Source organism: Pseudomonas sp. W2Oct36 (genome assembly GCF_041060465.1).
GTDB lineage: Bacteria > Pseudomonadota > Gammaproteobacteria > Pseudomonadales > Pseudomonadaceae > Aquipseudomonas > Aquipseudomonas graminis_B.
In genome coordinates, this window is sequence record NZ_JAUERW010000024.1 from 36,261 (window position 1) to 55,150 (window position 18,890).

Annotated in this window: 15 protein-coding genes; 14 read left to right on the top strand and 1 reads right to left on the bottom strand. The window is 62.9% G+C overall.

The annotated features are described in order from the left end of the window. Window positions 1-4: 4 nt before the first annotated feature. The 4 genes from QWI18_RS23085 to QWI18_RS23100 all read left to right on the top strand — a co-directional run bounded on the left by QWI18_RS23085 (window position 5) and on the right by QWI18_RS23100 (window position 9,203). Entirely contained in the window at window positions 5-544 is a 540-nt protein-coding gene (locus QWI18_RS23085; protein WP_369319951.1) for a chemotaxis protein CheW, read from the top strand. A gap of 69 nt (window positions 545-613) precedes the next feature. Continuing rightward, window positions 614-2,650, top strand: a complete 2,037-nt coding sequence (locus tag QWI18_RS23090) for a methyl-accepting chemotaxis protein (RefSeq protein WP_065991174.1) — start codon at window positions 614-616, stop codon at window positions 2,648-2,650. Window positions 2,651-2,740: 90 nt separating this feature from the next. Further along, on the top strand, window positions 2,741-8,722 hold the full coding sequence (locus tag QWI18_RS23095; protein WP_369319952.1) for an Hpt domain-containing protein: 5,982 nt from the start codon (window positions 2,741-2,743) through the stop codon (window positions 8,720-8,722). Further along, window positions 8,715-9,203: a chemotaxis protein CheW gene (locus tag QWI18_RS23100; protein WP_369319953.1), complete on the top strand. Its 489-nt coding sequence runs from the start codon at window positions 8,715-8,717 to the stop codon at window positions 9,201-9,203. Before QWI18_RS23095 ends, QWI18_RS23100 begins: the two co-directional genes overlap by 8 nt. 358 nt (window positions 9,204-9,561) lie before the next feature. Here QWI18_RS23100 and QWI18_RS23105 read toward each other — a convergent pair whose 3' ends face one another. Further along, on the bottom strand, window positions 9,562-9,795 hold the full coding sequence (locus QWI18_RS23105; protein WP_083233185.1) for a CopG family ribbon-helix-helix protein: 234 nt from the start codon (window positions 9,793-9,795) through the stop codon (window positions 9,562-9,564). 271 nt (window positions 9,796-10,066) lie between these two features. Between QWI18_RS23105 and QWI18_RS23110 the strand changes: the two genes are divergently transcribed. The 10 genes from QWI18_RS23110 (at window position 10,067) to madM (ending at window position 18,664) form a co-directional block, all read left to right on the top strand. Then, window positions 10,067-11,215, top strand: a complete 1,149-nt coding sequence (locus QWI18_RS23110; protein ID WP_192135505.1) for a DUF4172 domain-containing protein — start codon at window positions 10,067-10,069, stop codon at window positions 11,213-11,215. Between the two features lie 98 nt (window positions 11,216-11,313). Further along, entirely contained in the window at window positions 11,314-12,990 is a 1,677-nt protein-coding gene (gene mdcA, locus QWI18_RS23115) for a malonate decarboxylase subunit alpha (protein WP_369319954.1), read from the top strand. Further along, window positions 12,990-13,892, top strand: a complete 903-nt coding sequence (locus tag QWI18_RS23120) for a triphosphoribosyl-dephospho-CoA synthase (RefSeq protein WP_369319955.1) — start codon at window positions 12,990-12,992, stop codon at window positions 13,890-13,892. The genes mdcA and QWI18_RS23120 overlap by 1 nt, the downstream gene beginning before the upstream one ends. 2 nt (window positions 13,893-13,894) lie before the next feature. Continuing rightward, complete coding sequence (locus QWI18_RS23125; protein ID WP_369319956.1) at window positions 13,895-14,194, top strand: malonate decarboxylase subunit delta; 300 nt, start codon at window positions 13,895-13,897, stop codon at window positions 14,192-14,194. After that, a complete protein-coding gene (locus tag QWI18_RS23130; protein ID WP_065991188.1) occupies window positions 14,187-15,038 on the top strand; it encodes a biotin-independent malonate decarboxylase subunit beta in 852 nt (283 codons plus the stop codon). Before QWI18_RS23125 ends, QWI18_RS23130 begins: the two co-directional genes overlap by 8 nt. Beyond that, window positions 15,035-15,838, top strand: coding sequence for a biotin-independent malonate decarboxylase subunit gamma (gene mdcE / locus QWI18_RS23135; RefSeq protein ID WP_369319957.1), 804 nt, complete (start codon window positions 15,035-15,037; stop codon window positions 15,836-15,838). The genes QWI18_RS23130 and mdcE overlap by 4 nt, the downstream gene beginning before the upstream one ends. Then, window positions 15,832-16,464 carry a malonate decarboxylase holo-ACP synthase gene (locus tag QWI18_RS23140; protein ID WP_369319958.1) on the top strand — a complete coding sequence of 211 codons (633 nt, stop codon included), beginning with the start codon at window positions 15,832-15,834 and terminating at the stop codon, window positions 16,462-16,464. Before mdcE ends, QWI18_RS23140 begins: the two co-directional genes overlap by 7 nt. After that, window positions 16,461-17,396, top strand: a complete 936-nt coding sequence (gene mdcH, locus QWI18_RS23145; RefSeq protein WP_369319959.1) for a malonate decarboxylase subunit epsilon — start codon at window positions 16,461-16,463, stop codon at window positions 17,394-17,396. Before QWI18_RS23140 ends, mdcH begins: the two co-directional genes overlap by 4 nt. Window positions 17,397-17,463: 67 nt before the next feature. Continuing rightward, window positions 17,464-17,898, top strand: coding sequence for a malonate transporter subunit MadL (gene madL, locus QWI18_RS23150; RefSeq protein WP_369319960.1), 435 nt, complete (start codon window positions 17,464-17,466; stop codon window positions 17,896-17,898). Window position 17,899: 1 nt separating this feature from the next. Next, window positions 17,900-18,664: a malonate transporter subunit MadM gene (gene madM / locus QWI18_RS23155; RefSeq protein WP_037018905.1), complete on the top strand. Its 765-nt coding sequence runs from the start codon at window positions 17,900-17,902 to the stop codon at window positions 18,662-18,664. The last annotated feature ends 226 nt before the right edge of the window (window positions 18,665-18,890 follow it).

The following is an 18,890-nucleotide window of genomic DNA, read 5'->3' on the forward strand; positions in this document are numbered from 1 at the left end:
GCTCATGGCCCAGTCACGAACCGCCTTCCAGCTGCTGCTCGATATCGACCAGCGCTGCCGCTCCCTCGCTGCCGGCCTTCCGCTGCAGGAAACCCGACAGCAGGGTTGGGGCGGCATTGGCTTTCGCATGGGCGAGCGCCATTACGTGGCGCCCATGGGCGAGGTCGACGAAATCCTCCACGAGCCGCGCTGCGCGGTGTTGCCGGGCGCCAAGGCATGGGTCTGCGGCATTGCCAATCTGCGCGGCCGCTTGTTGCCGATCATGGATCTGTGCGCATTCTTCGGCCACGAGCTCTCGCCCTTGCGCAAACAGCGTCGCGTGCTGGTAATCGATTTTCAGGGGGTTTTTGTCGGCTTGCTCATTGACGAGGTGCTGGGCATGCAGCATTTCAGCGAGCGCAGTCTGATGCCGGAACCGGGGCACGACAGCGAAGCCCGCGTCGCGCCTTATATACAGGGGCGTTTCGTGCGCGAGCAGGTCTGGCAGGTGTTCAGCCCGAGATCGCTGGTTCAGTCGCCGGATTTCATGGACGTAGCGGTTTGATACAGAACGGCAGCGTTGCGCCACTGTGCCGACGCCCCCTAAATCGAACATCAGGCGGAGCCCTGAGCAATGAGTAATACCGGCAAGTCACTGGAAGGCGCGCGCAGTCGATCACAGATCGTCGTGCTGTTCATCTGCCTCATCGTTTTTATCATGCTGCTGTTCGTCAACTTCGCGTACCTCAGCACGCAGTCCAACTACGACAAACAATACATCGGCCACGCCGGCGAGCTGCGGGTGCTGTCCCAGCGCATCGCCAAAAACGCCACGGAAGCGGCGGCGGGCAAGGCGGCGGCGTTCAAGCTGCTGGCCGACGCGCGCAACGACTTCGACACGCGCTGGCAGTATCTGAAGAAAGGCGACAAGAACACCGGCCTGCCTGCTGCGCCCGACGCGGTGAGCGATGAGCTGAAAGCGGTGCAGACCGATTGGGAAAACCTGCGCAAAAGCACTGACGTGATTCTTGCCCGCGAGCAAACCGTGCTCTCGCTGCATCAGGTCGCGGCGACGCTGGCCGAGACCATACCGCAGTTGCAGATCGAATCGGAAAAGGTCGTCGACATTCTCCTGCAAACCCGTGCGCCCGCCAGCCAGGTGGCCCTTGCCCAGCGGCAGTCGCTGCTGGCCGAGCGGATACTGGGCGCAGTCAACACGGTGCTGTCGGGCGACGAAACGGCGGTTCAGGCAGCGGATGCTTTCGGTCGCGATGCCAGCCAGTTCGGGCGCGTGCTCAACGGCATGCTCGAAGGCAATGCCACCCTGAAGATCGCGCAGGTCGAAGACCGGGATGCGCGGGCGCGGCTGGCCGAGATCGCCGAGTTGTTCCAGTTCGTCTCGGGGTCGGTGGACGAGATTCTCGAAACCTCGCCAGAGCTGCTGGAAGTCCGGGAAGCGGCAGGCAGCATCTTTAATCTGTCGCAAACGCTCCTCGACGAAGCCTCGGTGCTCGCTAACAGCTTCGAGCACATGGCCGGTGGCCGCGCGGTGTACAGCTATGCCGGCTACATGCTGGGCCTGCTGGCCCTGGCGTCGATCATCCTGATAGGCCTGGTGATGGTGCGCGAAACCAATCGGCAGCTGCGCGAAACCGCCGAGAAGAACGAGCGCAATCAGAACGCGATCATGCGCCTGCTCGACGAGATCGAAGACCTGGCGGACGGTAATCTGACCGTGGCCGCTTCGGTCACCGAGGATTTCACCGGCGCCATTGCCGATTCGATCAACTACTCCATCGATCAACTGCGCGAGCTGGTGTCGACCATCAACCTCACCGCCGAGCAAGTGTTCGGCGCCGTGAAAGACACGCAGACCACCGCCACGCAACTGGCCGCGGCGTCCGAGCATCAGGCGTTGCAGATCGCAGCGGCGTCCAACGCCATCCATGACATGGCGACTTCCATCGATCAGGTCTCGGCCAATGCGTCCGAGTCCGTCGCGGTGGCCGAGCGGTCCGTGACCATCGCCAACAAGGGCAACGAAGTGGTGCATAACACCATCACCGGCATGGATAACATTCGCGAGCAGATTCAGGACACGTCCAAGCGCATCAAGCGGTTGGGCGAGTCTTCCCAGGAGATCGGCGATATCGTCAGCCTGATTGATGACATCGCCGACCAGACCAACATTCTCGCGCTCAACGCCGCGATCCAGGCCTCCATGGCCGGTGATGCCGGGCGCGGGTTTGCGGTGGTGGCCGATGAAGTCCAGCGGCTGGCCGAGCGCTCGTCGTCAGCCACCAAGCAGATCGAGACGCTGGTGCGTGCGATTCAGAACGACACCAACGAAGCGGTGATCTCCATGGAGCAGACCACCGCGGAAGTGGTGCGCGGTGCGCGGCTGGCGCAGGATGCCGGTGTCGCGCTCGAAGAGATCGAAGGCGTGTCCAAGATCCTCGCCGCGCTGGTCGAAAGCATCACCAATGCAGCGCAGCAGCAGGCGGCATTGGGTCAGCAGATATCCTCGACCATGCTGGTGATTCAGCAGACCACCACGCAGACCACCTCAGGCACGGCGGCCACCGCTCGGAGCATGGGCAATCTGGCGAAGATGGCCAGCGAGATGCGCCGCTCGGTGTCCGGCTTCACGCTGCCGACATCGCGGCAGTGATGGCCGTTGTGAAGGCGCGTTTGATAGCCCCGCTAATGCACCCGTTACTGCACATGAAGCAGCGTCAAGGCACAGGCAACCGGAGTCACCATGGCTGACCGTCACGATTACGTGGCCCTGGAGTGGGTCAAAGGCGAAATAGCCGAAACCCTCACCCACGCCCGACAGGCGCTGGACACCTTCGTCGCCCAGCCTCACGACGCAGCGGCGATGGACGAGTGCCTCGAGCTCATCCATCAGGTTCACGGCAGCCTGCAGATGATCGAGTTCTACGGCGCCGCGCTGTTCGCCGAGGAAATCGAACAGCTGGCGCTGGCACTGAAACAAGGCCATGTCGCCCAGGAAAACGAAGCGATTCAACTGCTGAATCTGGCGATGACCCAGCTGCCGGTCTATCTGGAGCGTGTGCACTCCGCTCGCCGTGATCTGCCGTTGGTGGTGCTGCCGCTGCTCAACGACTTACGCAGCGCCAGGGGCGAAAGCCTGCTGTCCGAGACCAGCCTGTTCTCGCCGCAATTGCTGTCCATTCCCGCCCTTGATGCCGACGCGTTGGCCGAGCGCGACAGCCCGGAACTGCCCGCGAAACTGCGCAAGCTGCGGCAAACGCTGCAAACGGCACTGGTCGGGCTGCTTCGCGATCAGGATGTTCAGACTCAGCTCGGTTACATGGGCAAGGTGTTCTCGCGGCTTGAGGTGTTGTGCGAGGACGCGCCCCTCGAACCGCTGTGGCGCATCGCTTCCGCGCTGGTCGAAACCATGCTCAGCGGCAACTTCACCAACAGCCCGGCGCTGCGCAGTCTGTTCAAGGACGCTGACAAAGAACTCAAACGTCTGCTGGATCAGGGTATTGAAGGCATCAATCAGCCTGCGCCCGACGAACTCCTGAAAAGCCTGTTGTTTTACATCGCCAAGTCCGACAGCGAGGCGCAGAAGATGACGGACTTGAAGGATCAGTACGCCCTTGCCGATGCCCTGCCCCACAGTGCCTTGGTTGCTGAAGAACGTGCGCGTATGGCCGGGCCGGATCGCGACGCCATGCGCTCGGTGATCATTGCCCTGTGCGATGAGCTGGTGCGCACCAAGGAGCGGCTCGACGTTTTTGTGCGCGGGGACCGTCAACACGTCAGTGAGCTGAGCGCTTTGCTGCCGCCGCTACGGCAGATCGCCGACACCCTGGCGGTGCTGGGATTTGGGCAGCCGCGCAAAGTTATCATCGATCAGATGACCGTGGTGCAGGGCATGGCCCAAGGACAACGCGCGCCCGACGATGCCACGTTGATGGACGTCGCCGGTGCGTTGCTGTACGTCGAGTCCACCCTCGCGGGCATGGCCGGAACGGTCAACCAGAGCAGCCCCGAAGAGAGCCGTCTGCCCACCACAGACCTCAGTCAGATTCACCAGCTGGTCATCAAGGAAGCGCGCATTGTCCTGCAGCAGGCCAAGGATGTGATCGACGATTACGTCGACGGCGAGCTGGACCGGGCACGTCTGCTGCCGCTGTCCGAGCAACTGGTTCAGGTGCGCGGCGCATTGGCGATGATCCCCCTGGCGCGGGCATCCGGCCTGCTGGCGGCCTGTAACGATTACATCACCGAGCACCTGCTGGTCGACACCGAAAGCCCGGCGGCCTCGCAGCTCGATCACTTGGCGGACGTGATCATCGGCGTCGAGTATTACCTCGAACGCATGGCCGAGGACCCGGAAGCGCCGGGTGAGCACGTGCTGGATCTGGCTCAGGAAAGTCTCGCCAGGCTCGGTTATTCACCGGTCCCGGAAGCACTGGATGTGCCGGTGCTCGAAGAAATCATCAGCGAAGAAGAGCTGCAAGACCTGCACGAACGCCAGGCCTTGGTCAGCCCGAGCCGGACCCTCGCCGAAGTGCTGGCCAGCCCGTTGTCGGCGGTCAACCCGCCGGCGCGCGATATGCCGGCCAGCCTGTTGCCGCCGCCGAAGGGTGAGCAGGCAATCGATGACGAGCTGCGCGAAGTCTTCCTTGAAGAAACCGACGAGATGCTCGAAGCCCTGCGCGAGTACGTGCCGCGCTGGCTTGCCGATCCTGGCAATCTCTCGGCGCTGGGCGAAATTCGTCGGGCGTTTCACACGCTCAAGGGCAGCGGCCGGATGGTCCGTGCGCTGATTCTGGGCGAGCTGGCGTGGTCGGTGGAAAACCTGCTGAACCGCGTGCTGGAGCGCAGCGTCGAGCCGGACGCACGGGTGCAGCAGTTGCTCACAGACGTGCAGGCCTTACTGCCGGACGTGATTCGCGATTTCGCCGAGGATGTTCAGCGCCAGCGCGACGATGTCGACCAACTGGCGGCCCAGGCCCACGCGCTGGCCCAGGGTGAGGCGGGCGACGTCGAGCCTGCGAAGCGGCTGGCGGATGAAGAGGGTTTTGATCCGCAGTTGCTGGAGATTTTCCGACAGGAAGCCCACACCCACCTGAACACAGTGAGCCGCTACCTCGACACTGCGCAGGATGCTGACGCGCCGGTGTTCAGCAACGATTTGCTGCGCGCGCTGCACACCCTCAAAGGCAGCGCGTACATGGCCGGCGTCTTGCCGATCGCCGAGCTGGCGAGCCCGCTGGATCAGTTGGTGCGCGAGTTCAAGACCAATCTGATCGCGGTCAGCCAGGGCGAAATCGGCCTGCTGCGGGCGGCCGAGCCTTTGTTCCATCAAGGCCTGTCCCAGTTGAATGTCGACCCGCTGATGCCCATCGAAGGCGCCGCTGCGCTGATTCAACAAGCCCATGAGTTGCTCGACGCGCGCCTGGCCGATGTTTTGAGCGACGACAGCAATGGCCTGCGCACGCGGCGCAATCCGCAGCTGATTGCGAGCTTTCTGGCCGAAGGCATGGACATTCTGCTGGACGCTGACAATTTGCTCAAAGACTGGCGCCAGCACCCCGGCCATCGCCAGGAACTGAATGCGCTGCTCGACGAACTGACCATGCTCGGCCACGGCGCGCACGTAGCCGACCTGCCCCAGGTCGATGAGCTCTGCGAAGCACTGCTCGACCTGTATGGCGCCGTAGAGGAGAGCAGCCTTGCGGTCAGCGAGCGGTTTTTCGACGAAGCCGAAAAGGCCCACGAAGCGCTGATCAACATGCTCGATCAGGTCGCCGCCGGACAGGAAGTCCAGCCGTGCCCCGAGCGCGTGGGCGCCTTGCGCGGTCTGCTCGCCGAAGCGCTGGACCCCGGCGCAATGGGCGTTATCAAACGTGATCGCGGTGGGGCGACAAGCATCACGAACATGGAGGAGGTCACCGAGCATCTCGCTCAACCCGCCCAGCCTGCCCGGGATGATTTCGATCAGGAAATCGTCGAGATCTTCCTCGAGGAGGCGGTGGATATTCTCGACATCGCGGGCCCTGCGCTGCAGCGCTGGCTCGACGACCCGGAAAACCCGCTGCCGCTGTCATCGTTGCAGCGTGACCTGCACACCCTCAAAGGGGGCGCGCGCATGGCCGAAATCGGCCCGGTGGGTGACCTCGGTCATGAACTGGAATCGCTCTACGAAGGCCTGCTCGACCGACGTTGCGGTTACTCGCCGCAACTGGCCGACTTGCTGGTACACAGCCACGATCACCTGTCGCTGATGCTTGAGCAGCTGCAGCACCGTTCGGCGCTGACCAGTCCCGCGCCCCTGATCGAGAAGATTCGCGAGTTTCGTCAGCGCAACTGCTACCTGCTGCCCAATGACGGCGAGACGCGCAACGTCAGCGCAATGATTCACTCGCTGGACGAGCGCGATCCGGAACTGCTGGAGATCTTCCTCGAAGAAGCCGACGACATCATCGAGAGCAGCAGTGCGGCATTGGTACGTTGGCAGGCCGACCCTCAGAACGCGCAGGAAGTCGAGAACCTGCTGCGCGATCTGCACACGCTCAAGGGCGGCGCGCGGATGGTAGAAATCGCGCCAATTGGCGATCTGGCCCATGAGCTGGAGTCGCTGTACGAGGGATTGTCGACCGGCGCGTTGAAAAACAGCGCGCTGCTCAACGGCCTGCTGCAAAGCGGCCACGACATGCTCGCCGACATGGTTGATGCCGTTCGGGGTTATGAGCCGTTGCCCAATCCGGCGCTGCTGATCGAGAGCATCGGTCACTACACCTCGTCCGGAGCCGCCCGCGAGCCCGTCGAAAAACCTCAGGAGGTGCCGGCTGCGCTGCCAGCGCCTGCTGTTGATCCGGCGGCGGCACAGGCCGAGGCCGATGGCGAGCGTACCGGACCGGAGATGATCAAGGTCCCGGCCGAGCAGCTGGAAGACCTGGCGAATCTGGCCGGGGAGACCTCGATATTCCGGGGCCGTGTCGAGCAGCAGGTCAGCGACGCGCAGATCACCCTGGTCGAAATGGAAACCACCATCGAGCGGATGCGCGATCAGCTGCGCCGACTCGACATCGAGACCCAGGGCCGTATTCTCAGCCGCGACCATCACACCGATCGGCACGGATATGAAGCATTCGACCCGCTGGAAATGGACCGTCATTCGCAGCTGCAGCAGTTGTCCCGCGCGCTGTTCGAGTCCGCGTCCGACCTGATGGACCTTAAGGAAACCCTCGACACCCGCGCCCATGAGGCCGAAACCCTGCTGCTGCAACAGGCACGGGTGAACACCGAACTGCAGGAAAGCCTGATGCGCACGCGCATGGTGCCGTTCGAACGCATGGTGCCGCGCCTGCGCCGAATTGTCCGTCAGGTATCGGGCGAGCTGAACAAGAAGGTCAAGTTCGACGTCATCAACGCCGAGGGTGAGATGGATCGCAATGTGCTTGAACGCATGGTTGCGCCCTTGGAGCACATGCTGCGCAACGCCGTCGACCATGGTCTGGAGAGCGTCGAGGAACGCCTGGCCGCCGGTAAATCCGAGTGGGGGCATATCACGCTGAGTCTTGCCCACGAAGGTGGTGACATCGTCATTGAGATGCGCGACGACGGCGCCGGTGTCGACTTCGAGGCCGTGCGGCGCAAGGCGATCAAGCGCGGCATGATCAGTCCCGACGCCGAGCTGAGCGAGCACGACATTCTGCAGTTCATCCTGCGCGCGGGCTTTTCCACCGTCGAGACCATCACCCAGATTTCCGGGCGCGGCGTCGGCATGGACGTGGTGCACGCCGAGGTCAAGGACCTTGGCGGTTCGATGGTCATTGATTCCAGGGCGGGAGAGGGCGCGCGTTTCCGCGTCCGCTTGCCGTTCTCGGTGTCGGTCAATCGGGCGCTGATGGTGCAAAGCGGCGAGGAGCAGTACGCCGTGCCGCTGAACAGTATCGAGGGCATCGTGCGCGTGATGCCGAGCGAGCTGGAGACCTGTTATCACTCGGTGCCGCCGCGCTACGAGTACAGCGGACGGAGTTACGAATTGCGTTATCTGGGCGAACTGCTCAATAACGGTCATCCGCCGAAACTGAGTGGCCAGACACAGACCCAGCCGCTGCCGGTGCTTTTGGTCCACGTACACGATCAGTGGGTCGCGGTGCAGGTGGATGCGCTGGCCGGCTCGCGGGAAATCGTGGTGAAAAACCTGGGTCCTCAGTTTTCGTCGATACCCGGCATTGCCGGCGCGACCATTCTCGGGGACGGCCGCGTGGTGCTGATTCTCGACCTGTTTGCGCACATCCGGCGCTTTCACGCCAAGCTGCTGGCGCTGCACGTCGCGGGGCATGCGCCGGTGCGCCATGTCGAACCCGAACAGGCGCGGCCGTTGCTGGTGATGGTGGTGGATGATTCGGTAACGGTGCGCAAGGTCACCGGCCGCTTGCTGGAGCGCAACGGCATGAACGTGCTGACGGCCAAAGATGGCGTCGATGCCATGGCGCTGCTGCAGGAGCACACCCCGGAGATCATGCTGCTGGACATCGAGATGCCGCGCATGGACGGCTTCGAAGTCGTCAGCAAGATTCGCGGAGACGACGCGCTGAAGCACCTGCCGATCATCATGATCACGTCGCGATCAGGGCAGAAGCACCGCGACCACGCCATGGCGCTGGGGGTTAACGAATACATGAGCAAGCCGTATCAGGAAGCCGCACTGCTGGAGAGCATTGCCCACTGGAGCCACGCCCATGTCTGACACGACGACGCAAACGGCGCGGCTCACTAGCCTGACCGGGTTGCTCATCCCTTTGAGTGACCGGCACCTGCTGCTGCCCAACGTGGCGGTCGCCGAACTGATCGACTATCAGGACAGCGTCGCCGACCCCGCCGCACCCCAGTGGTACCTGGGCCCGATCAATTGGCGCCACCGCAGCCTGCCGCTGCTCAGCTTCGAGGCCGCCTGCGGCAGCCGCGCCCGGGTCGGAGGCCGCGCCCGCATCGTCGTGCTCAACGCCCTCGGCGGCCGGCCCGACCTCAAATTCATCGCCCTGCTGACCCAAGGGATTCCGCGCTCCTGCAAGCTCGACAGCCAGCTCAGTTATGTCGACGTGCCGCTGGCCGAGCTGGAACTGGCCGCGGTGCAAGTGGGCGAGACCGTGGCGAAGATCCCCGACCTTGTGGCGCTGGAAGAGTGGTTGGTGGAGGCGGGGTTGATTCAGGTGACGCCGAGCTTGTAAGAGACTCCCCGGCTCTCAAACGCCGCAGGGTGCATGCCGGACACAGCCCCTGTAGGAGTGAGCTTGCTCGCGAAGACTGCTTTTCAGCCGCTGAAAATTTGGTGGATGTATCGACCCTTTCGTCCGTATGCGGCCCAGAGCAAGCTCGCTTCCAGGACTGCATGTCACCCGCCGCAGGTTGCATGCCCAACACAGCCCTTGTGGGAGTGAGCTTGCTCACGAAGACTGCATTTCAGCTGCTGGAGATTTAGCGACCGTCCTGGCCTCTTCGCGAGCAAGCTCGCTCCCACAATTTGATCTCCTGCGTGCTCAACTTGTGTCTGTCCGAAGGATTCAGGAGTTGCCAGCGGAAGCCGGCTCAGATCAGGCTGAAGTGTTTCGCTTTCACAGATTCAATGTCGGTGAGGTTTCCTGCGTCGGCGTCCGCTATGCCGTCAGAGACAGCCTGCATCTGGTGCTTCTCGGCCTCGAGGTAGCGGCTCAGTGCTTGCTGAAGGTGATATTGCCGATCACGCCCAGTGGCGCCGACCAACTGGTCAAGTGTTTGTACTGTTTCTTCATCGGCTTGAAATGACAGGACAGTCGATGACATGAGATCTCCGGGCGCTTGAAAGGCATATATGTCGCTCTCAAAGGTAGGAGTCTGGGTCGAAAAAGGCAATTCAGGCGGTCGCGGCATCGGGATCAGACTTCAAATTTGTGAAGCAGACAGTTTAATCAGTCAAAAAGGGTCGACTGCGGTACATATATATCGCTTTCCTCTCAAATCCCTTCTAGACGCTGAGCCGAATAAACCGCATATTCGGCTCATGCCGTGAGCCGAATAGGGTTGCTAATCGGCTCACACCCCTCCGAGGCGTCCCGTGAAACAGTCAGCAACGTGGATTTGGCAACACCCCAAATGGCCGTCCTTTTCCTGGGACGTGGAGCCGTTGGCGCCGCTGTTGCGGGCGTGTACCCAGGCGCAGGGTCAGTTATTGGGGATGATTGGCGCGTCGGGCACCGGCGCGAATGTCGAGCGCGAACTGGACGCCTTGCTGCAAAACGTCATCACCTCCTCGGCGATTGAAGGTGAGCAACTCAACGTGGAGTCGGCGCGCTCTTCGCTGGCAAAGCGGCTCGGGCTCGCCAGCGATGACCGCGTGACTGCACGCAGTGAAGGTCTGGCGGAGCTGATGCTGGACGCCACTCAACAGCACGATGGGCCGCTTACGTCTGAGCGGCTGATGCACTGGCATCGCTTGTTGTTTCCCGACACTAGCGCGCTGACGGCACGCCCCATTCAGGTCGGAACGCTCAGAGGGCCTGAGCCCATGCAGGTCGTGTCCGGTCGCATCGACCGGCCCGTGGTGCATTTCGAGGCGCCTGGACGCGAAGGCCTGGAGCAAAAGCTCGATGACTTTTTCTACTGGTTCAACAGCAGCCATGCCGACCCTACCCTCGACCCTTTGGTCCGCGCGGGCATCGCGCATTTCTGGTTCGTGACGCTGCACCCGTTCGACGATGGCAACGGACGTTTGACCCGCGCGATCACTGACTTGGCCATGGCCCAGGGCGAACATCAGGCCATACGCTTTTACGCCATGTCCGCGAGCATCCTCGCCCGCCGTCAGGACTACTACCGGATTCTGGAAGCGACCCAGCGTGGTGACCTGAACATCACTGAATGGCTCGTCTGGTTTTTACAGACCTTGCTCCACACGCTTGAGCAGGCCATGCAACGTATCGAGCGAGTGCTGGCGAAGGCGAGATTCTGGCAAGCCCATCGGGATGACGGGCTGTCTCCCGAGCAGACCAAGGTGCTTAATCGATTGTTGAATGGCGACCTGCTGTCGGAGAAACCCGACGCGGGTTTTACCGGTGGCATCAGCGCCGCTCAATACCAGGCGGTTGCCAAAGTCAGTAAAGCCACCGCCACCCGGCATCTTCGAGACCTTCTGGAAAAAGGCTGCCTGCTTAAACTCCCGGGCGGCGGGCGCAGCACCCGTTATCAGATCAACTGGGCGGACTGATCATTACTCTCAGCGTAACGATCCCGCCAGTTACTTGATTGATGCCGCACTTGAACCCCTCCTAATCTGCCCCACGACAGCGAACTCGTGGAGTCAGCATGACCACAACAACGAAACTTGACCCGCGCTGGTCGCGTCGTCGCACTGAAAAACTGCGACGGCTCGACCTGGTGCGTTCCTTCGCCGATGGCGTTGTACTGCCGACTGACAAGATTGTCGCGGCGCTTGAGGCGTTGATTGCGCCGGGTGATCGCGTGGTGCTGGAAGGCAACAACCAGAAGCAGGCGGATTTCCTGTCCCGCTCACTGGTGAAGGCCGATCCCGCCAAGCTCCACGACCTGCACATGATCATGCCCAGCGTCGGCCGTGCCGAGCATCTGGACCTGTTCGAACGCGGCATCGCCCGTAAGCTGGACTTCTCTTTCGCCGGCACCCAAAGCCTGCGCATCAGCCAGTTGCTGGAAGACGGCCTGCTGGAAATTGGTGCGATTCATACGTACATCGAGCTGTATTCCCGCCTGCTGGTTGACCTGATTCCCAACGTCGTGCTTTCGGCCGGCTTCATGGCTGACCGCGCCGGCAACATCTACACCGGCGCCAGCACCGAAGACACCCCCGCCCTGATCGAACCGGCCGCGTTCAGCGATGGCATCGTCATCGTGCAGGTCAACCAGTTGGTGGATGACGTCAGCGACCTGCCTCGCGTGGACATCCCGGCATCATGGGTCGACTTCGTGGTCGTCGCCGACAAGCCGTTCTACATCGAGCCGCTGTTCACCCGCGACCCGCGCCACATCAAACCGGTGCATGTGCTGATGGCGATGATGGCGATTCGCGGGATCTACGAAAAACACAACGTCCAATCTCTTAATCACGGCATCGGCTTCAACACCGCGGCGATCGAACTGATCCTGCCGACCTACGGCGAATCCCTGGGTCTGAAGGGCAAGATCTGCCGCAATTGGACGCTCAATCCACACCCGACGCTGATCCCCGCCATCGAAAGCGGATGGGTCGAAAGCGTGCATTGCTTCGGCACCGAACTGGGCATGGAAAATTACATTGCCGCGCGGCCCGACGTGTTCTTCACCGGCCACGATGGCTCCATGCGCTCCAACCGAATGATGTGCCAACTGGCCGGGCAGTACGCCGTTGACCTGTTCATCGGCGCCACGCTGCAAGTCGACGGCGACGGTCATTCGTCCACCGTCACCCGTGGGCGCCTTGCCGGCTTCGGTGGCGCGCCGAACATGGGTCACGACCCGCGCGGTCGACGTCACGCCACGCCTGCCTGGCTGGACATGCGTCAGCACAGCGGTGACGGGCCGGACGCCTATCTTGAGCGCGGCAAGAAGCTCGTCGTGCAAATGGTCGAGACCTTCCAGGAAGGCGGCAAACCCACTTTCGTCGAGACTTTGGACGCCGTCGAAGTCGCGAAGAAGAGCGGCATGCCCCTGGCGCCGATCATGATCTACGGCGACGACGTGACCCATCTGCTGACGGAAGAAGGCATCGCCTATCTGTATAAGGCGCGCAGCTTGGAAGAGCGTCAGGCCATGATCGCCGCCGTCGCGGGCGTGACCTCCATCGGCCTGCGTCACAACCCGAAAGACACCGCCCGAATGCGCCGTGAAGGGCTGATCGCGCTCCCCGAAGATCTGGGTATTCGCCGCACCGACGCCAGCCGCGAGCTGCTGGCGGCCAAGAGCGTCGCCGATCTGGTGCAATGGTCCGGCGGTTTGTACAACCCGCCTGCGAAATTCAGGAGCTGGTGATGCGCGCCTTCAACGTAGCTTTCGAGACTTTCGATGCAGCGCCCGGTTCGTCCTCGCTGGCCGAACGCCTGGCCGATCTTGCGGTGGATGCGCTGATCGACGAAGCCGACTTGTCACCAAAACCGGCGCTAGTTGATCGTCGCAGCAGTGGCGCCCACACGGATCTGCACTTGGGACTGATGCACGCGTCTGCGCTGTCGCTGTGGCCTGCATTCAAGCAAATGGCCGACGCCGCCATTGCCATTAGCGAGATCACTCCGGCGCTGCGAGAAACCATTGGCCGACTCGGTCGCGAAGGCGAAGCCGCGATGATGCGCACCACCAACGGGGTCAACACCCACCGCGGCGCGATCTGGGCTCTGGGTTTGCTGGTCACTGCTGCTGCGCTGAACCCCGATGATCTTTCTTCAGATGGGCTGTGCCAACGCGCAGGCCAGCTGGCACTGATCGAAGATCGTCATCAAATCGCCAGCAAAAGCCAGAGCCATGGCCAGACCGTTGCGCAAAAGTACGGCGCAATGGGTGCCCGGGGACAGGCGCAAACGGGCTTCCCTGCCGTGACTCAAACCGGCTTGCCGCAACTCATCCGCAGCCGCGCCGCCGGCCATGGCGAGCAAAACGCACGACTCGATGCACTGCTGGCAATCATGACCACGCTGTCGGACACCTGCGTGCTGTATCGCGCTGGCGAAGCAGGCCTGCACGCCATGCAGCAAGGCGCGCAGCGGGTGCTGGACGCCGGCGGCAGCGCGACCCTCAGCGGACGCCGCGCGTTGAATCAGCTGGATCAACAGCTGTTGAGCCTGAATGCCTCCCCCGGCGGCGCTGCCGATCTGCTCGCCGCTTGCCTGTTTATTGATCGCCTGGAGCCTGCGCTCGGCGATGAAACGAGGAACGTCTGATCATGGAAACCCTGTCTTTTGAATTCCCTGCCGGGCAGCCGCCAATGGGGCGCGCGCTGGTGGGTTGCGTCGGTTCGGGTGATCTGGAAGTGCTGCTGGAGCCGGGGACCCCGGGCAAGTTGACCATTCAGGTGCTGACGTCGGTCAACGGCAGTTCGGCGCGCTGGGAAAATCTCTTTCAGCGCATGTTCGACGGCCAGACGCCACCGGCCATGAGCATCGACATCCATGATTTCGGCGCCACGCCGGGCGTGGTTCGGCTGCGCCTGGAGCAAGGTTTCGAGGAGGTCGGCCATGACTGACAGCACGCGGCTTCTGCAGCAGCACAGCTTCGTCGAGCTCGGCGCCCGGCAACGCGCCCGCGCACTGCTGGACAACGGCAGTTTTCGTGAGCTGATCGATCCTTTCGCGCGACTCGTCTCCCCTTGGTTGGCCAAGCAGGGCGTCGTGCCCCAGGCCGACGATGGCGTGGTGATCGCCAAGGGCACGATTGAGGGCAAGCCGGTGGTGATCTGCGCCATCGAAGGCGGCTTTCAAGGCGGCAGCATGGGCGAAGTCGGCGGCGCGAAAATGGCCGGCGCGCTGGAACTGGCCGCCGAAGACAATCGCAAGGGCATTCCCACCGCAGCCGTTCTGCTGCTGGAAACCGGGGGCGTGCGCTTGCAGGAAGCCAACCTCGGGCTGGCGGCCATCGCTGACATCCACGCGGCCATCGTTGATCTGCGTCGTTATCAGCCAGTGATTGGCGTAGTGGCGGGCAGCGTCGGCTGCTTTGGCGGCATGTCGATTGCGGCGGGTTTGTGCAGTTATCTGGTCGTCACCCAGGAAGCCCGTCTGGGCCTGAACGGTCCGCAAGTCATCGAGCAGGAAGCCGGCATCGAAGAATACGATTCCCGCGACCGGCCCTTCATCTGGAGCCTGACCGGGGGCGAGCAACGTTTTGCCAGCGGTCTGGTGGACGCCTTTGTCGCCGACGACATCAGCGCCATTCAGCAACAGGTGCAGGCGTTGTTGCACAAGGGCAAGCCCGAGCAGGAACGCAGCAGTCGATACGCCTGGTTCCTCGCACGTCTGGCTCAAGTCGACACGGCCCAACAGATCGAGCCCGCTTCGGTGCGCACTGCCTATCAAGGAGACCGGTCATGAGTGCTTACTCCCATCGTGGATTGAACTGGTTCAACGCGCTGGCCGCAAACGCCGCTGAAGTGGCGGGGCTTCCGGCATCGGTCAAAGCGGCTGACGGTACGCTGGGTGATCGCCCGGCGCGATTCCTGGCGGTGGTCGCTGACCCTGCCAACCGCTTTCCCCGCGCACAAAACGGCGAAGTCGGTTTGCTTGAAGGATGGGGTCTGGCCCAGGCCGTTGACGGCGCCGTTGAGCTGGATCGGCACAGCGACATCAAGCGCACGCTGATTGCGATCATCGACGTGCCGAGTCAGGCCTATGGCCGCCGCGAGGAAGCGCTGGGCATTCACCAAGCGCTGGCCGGTGCGGTCGACGCCTATGCGCGGGCCCGACTGGCCGGGCATCCGGTGATCGGGCTGTTGGTGGGCAAGGCGATGTCCGGCGCGTTTCTCGCCCACGGATATCAGGCCAATCGCCTGATTGCCCTGCGCGACCCCGGCGTTATGGTTCACGCCATGGGCAAGGCTTCTGCGGCGCGGGTGACGCTGCGCAGCGTCGAAGAACTGGAAAAACTCGCCGCGAGCGTGCCGCCGATGGCCTACGACATCGACAGCTACGCCAGCCTCGGTTTGCTCTGGGAAACCCTGTCGGTCAGTGAGATTGAGCAGCCAACGGCGTCGGATCTCACCCTGGTTCAGGACTGTCTGATTGCAGCGATTAAAGACACCCTGGCCGGGGCCAATGACCTGAGTACACGCCTGGGCGCGCCGAACCGTGCGGCGTCGTCGAAAGTGCGCGAGCTGTTGCGGGCGCAGTGGTGATGAGCACTTTTCAGCCGGTGCTGCCCCACGACTTGTTGTGGGGTTTGTCGGCGGCTGCGTTGCCGATCGACGCACCGGCATGGGCTTTTGAAGCCGTTGGCCTCGGTCATCCCGTGGTGGTGCGCCGCGCCCGTGTCCCGGCTGGCTTGGTGGCGGTGGGCGTGAGGGGTCGGTCCCGGGATCAGCGCTACGCCACTCATATGAAGCTCGACGATGTGCAGCGGCGCGTGCGGCCTGAAGAGTTGATTGCCATGACGCCTGACGCCGATTGGCCGGCGTTGCGCGCCTTGCAGCAGATCTGTCCCGTGATGCATGCGCTCGGCCTGCCATGGGGCGTAGCGGGTGGCGCCGGTTTTGAGCTGGCGAGTGGCGTGCCGGTGCTGCACGCGGGCAGCGACCTCGATCTGATATTGCGCACCCCGGATTTCTTTGATCGCCAGCACGCCGCTCGTTTGGTCGAGCAGCTTGCCAGCGCGGTGTGCCGCATCGACCTTCAGCTGCAAACCCCGGTTGGTGCCGTAGCGCTGCGCGAATGGGCAGGACCGTCACGCCAGGTGCTGCTCAAAGCCGAAGACGGCGCGCGGCTTGTGGATAACCCTTGGCTGGCGCAGGCGGTTGCGGCATGAGCAGTTTCTGGGCGTTTCCCGGCCAGGGCGCGCAACAGCCGGGCATGCTCCACGGGCTGCCGGAGCACCCCTTGGTTGAACAGTGCCTGGCGGAAGCGAGCGCTGCATTGAGCGAGGACGTCCTGACGCTGGACACCGCCCCCGCGCTGCAATCGACGCGAGCCGTTCAGCTGTGTTTGTTGATCGCCGGCGTCGCCTGTGCGCGCGTGCTGATGGCCGATGGAAACTCCCCTGACATGGTCGCGGGCTTGTCCATTGGCGCTTATCCCGCAGCGGTCATCGCGGGGGCTTTGGATTTTTCGGATGCCGTGCGTCTGGTGGCGCTGCGGGGCGAGCTGATGCAAAGCGCTTATCCACAGGGCTACGGCATGACGGCGCTGATCGGGCTTGACCAACTCACCGTTGAAGCCCTGGTTGCCCGAATTCATAGCGTTGAGAGCCCGGTCTATCTGGCCAACATCAACGCCGATAACCAGTTCGTCATTGCCGGGCGAGACGAGGCCATGACGGCCGTCGCTGCGCTCGCCAAAGAGCAGGGCGCTGCGGCGGCCAAGCGGCTGGCGGTCAGCGTGCCGTCCCATTGCGAGCTGCTGGCTGAACCTGCGCGGGCGCTCGCCGAAGCGTTTTCCCGGGTAGCGGTGAAAGCACCGACGCTGAAATACCTCAGCGGCAGCACCGCGCGGCCGATGCTCAGCGCCGACAAGGTGCGCGACGATCTGGCGTTCAACATGTGCCGTGTCATCGACTGGCGCAGCACGGTGCAAACCGCGTACGAGCGCGGCGCGCGCCTGCACATCGAATTGCCGCCGGGCACGGTGCTGACGGGCCTGGCGCGCCGCGTCTTCGATCAAGGATCGGCCGTCGCTTTCCAAGGCGCCCGGCTGGACACGCTCAGCGCGTTGTCGCGAGAGGAGGAACGCCGCCACTCATAAACCGACTGCTGCTTTCGAAGGAACACAAAAACAACAACTTCGACGATGCAATTTGAGGATTAGAACAATGGTGATTTATGGCGTGGCGTTACTCGCAATCTGCACCCTCGCGGGGGTGATTCTCGGTGATCTGCTCGGCGTGCTGCTGGGCGTCAAATCCAACGTGGGCGGCGTCGGGATCGCGATGATCCTGTTGATCTGCGCACGACTGTTCATGCAAAAGCGCGGCGGCATGAGCGAAGGCTGCGAAATGGGCGTCGGCTTCTGGGGCGCCATGTACATCCCGGTGGTCGTGGCCATGGCCGCTCAGCAAAATGTCGTTACGGCGCTCAAGGTCGGGCCGATCGCGGTCATCGCGGCGGTGGTGTCGGTGGTGGTCTGCGGCTGCACCATTGCCGTCATTAGCCGCATCAATAAGGGCGAGCCGCTGCCCAAAGAGGACGAACTGGCGAATCCGCTCCCGGTGATCGCGCCGACTGTTTCCCCAGCAGGAGGCCGCTGATATGTGGGAGCTCATTCAGAAAGACCTGATCAGTCAGGGCCTGGTCACCGCGTTTGCGGTCGTGGGCGTGGTGATGTGGATTTCGGTGGTGCTGTCCAAGCGACTGACGTTCGGGCGCATTCATGGTTCGGCCATTGCGATCGTCATCGGCCTGGTCCTGGCGTGGGTGGGCGGCACGATGACCGGCGGCCAGAAAGGGCTGGCGGACCTGGCGCTGTTCTCCGGAATCGGCCTGATGGGCGGGTCGATGCTGCGTGATTTTGCCATTGTCGCCACGGCCTTCGAAGTGCAGGCCACCGAAGCGAAAAAAGCTGGCTGGGTCGGCGCGTTCTCGCTGCTGCTCGGCACGTTGCTGCCGTTCATCGTCGGTTGCTGCGTGGCGTATGCCTTCGGCTATCGCGACGCCGTGAGCATCACCACCATTGGCGCGGGCGCAGTGACCTACATCGTCGGGCCGGTGACCGGTGCGGCGCTGGGCGCGACTTCGGACGTGATGGCGCTGTCGATCGCGACCGGTCTGATCAAAGCCATTCTGGTGATGGTCGGCACCCCGATGGCCGCGCGCTGGATGGGGTTGGATAACCCGCGCTCCGCGATGGTCTTCGGCGGTCTGGCCGGCACCGTGAGCGGCGTGACAGCCGGGCTCGCGGCGACGGATCGACGGCTGGTGCCTTACGGCGCGCTGACGGCGACCTTCCACACCGGGCTCGGCTGTCTGCTGGGGCCGTCGCTGCTGTACTTCATCGTCCGCGGGATTCTGGGCTGAGGCTTTGGGATGCGCGGTGTTCAGCAACATGCTGCCGCTGCGCGCCTGATTGCAGATCTACCTGCGAGCGTCGGAATCATGGGAGCGAGCTTGCTCGCGAAGGCTTACATTCAGCTTGCAGAGAAAGCAGCTGAATGTCCTGGCCTCTTCGTGAGCAAGCTCACTCCCACAAGTCCTACGACTCGCCCGAGGTATCAAATTGACCGAGATTCTGTGGTAGCGAGCT

What these genes read in the sequence shown, in the direction of transcription:
- madL (WP_369319960.1), top strand. Translation starts at nt 17,464, where the DNA reads ATGGTGATTTATGGCGTGGCGTTACTCGCAATCTGCACCCTCGCGGGG.
- QWI18_RS23125 (WP_369319956.1), top strand. Translation starts at nt 13,895, where the DNA reads ATGGAAACCCTGTCTTTTGAATTCCCTGCCGGGCAGCCGCCAATGGGG.
- mdcH (WP_369319959.1), top strand. Translation starts at nt 16,461, where the DNA reads ATGAGCAGTTTCTGGGCGTTTCCCGGCCAGGGCGCGCAACAGCCGGGC.
- QWI18_RS23085 (WP_369319951.1), top strand. Translation starts at nt 5, where the DNA reads ATGGCCCAGTCACGAACCGCCTTCCAGCTGCTGCTCGATATCGACCAG.
- madM (WP_037018905.1), top strand. Translation starts at nt 17,900, where the DNA reads ATGTGGGAGCTCATTCAGAAAGACCTGATCAGTCAGGGCCTGGTCACC.
- mdcE (WP_369319957.1), top strand. Translation starts at nt 15,035, where the DNA reads ATGAGTGCTTACTCCCATCGTGGATTGAACTGGTTCAACGCGCTGGCC.
- QWI18_RS23130 (WP_065991188.1), top strand. Translation starts at nt 14,187, where the DNA reads ATGACTGACAGCACGCGGCTTCTGCAGCAGCACAGCTTCGTCGAGCTC.
- QWI18_RS23100 (WP_369319953.1), top strand. Translation starts at nt 8,715, where the DNA reads ATGTCTGACACGACGACGCAAACGGCGCGGCTCACTAGCCTGACCGGG.
- QWI18_RS23120 (WP_369319955.1), top strand. Translation starts at nt 12,990, where the DNA reads ATGCGCGCCTTCAACGTAGCTTTCGAGACTTTCGATGCAGCGCCCGGT.
- QWI18_RS23090 (WP_065991174.1), top strand. Translation starts at nt 614, where the DNA reads ATGAGTAATACCGGCAAGTCACTGGAAGGCGCGCGCAGTCGATCACAG.
- QWI18_RS23105 (WP_083233185.1), bottom strand. Translation starts at nt 9,795, where the DNA reads ATGTCATCGACTGTCCTGTCATTTCAAGCCGATGAAGAAACAGTACAA.
- mdcA (WP_369319954.1), top strand. Translation starts at nt 11,314, where the DNA reads ATGACCACAACAACGAAACTTGACCCGCGCTGGTCGCGTCGTCGCACT.
- QWI18_RS23095 (WP_369319952.1), top strand. Translation starts at nt 2,741, where the DNA reads ATGGCTGACCGTCACGATTACGTGGCCCTGGAGTGGGTCAAAGGCGAA.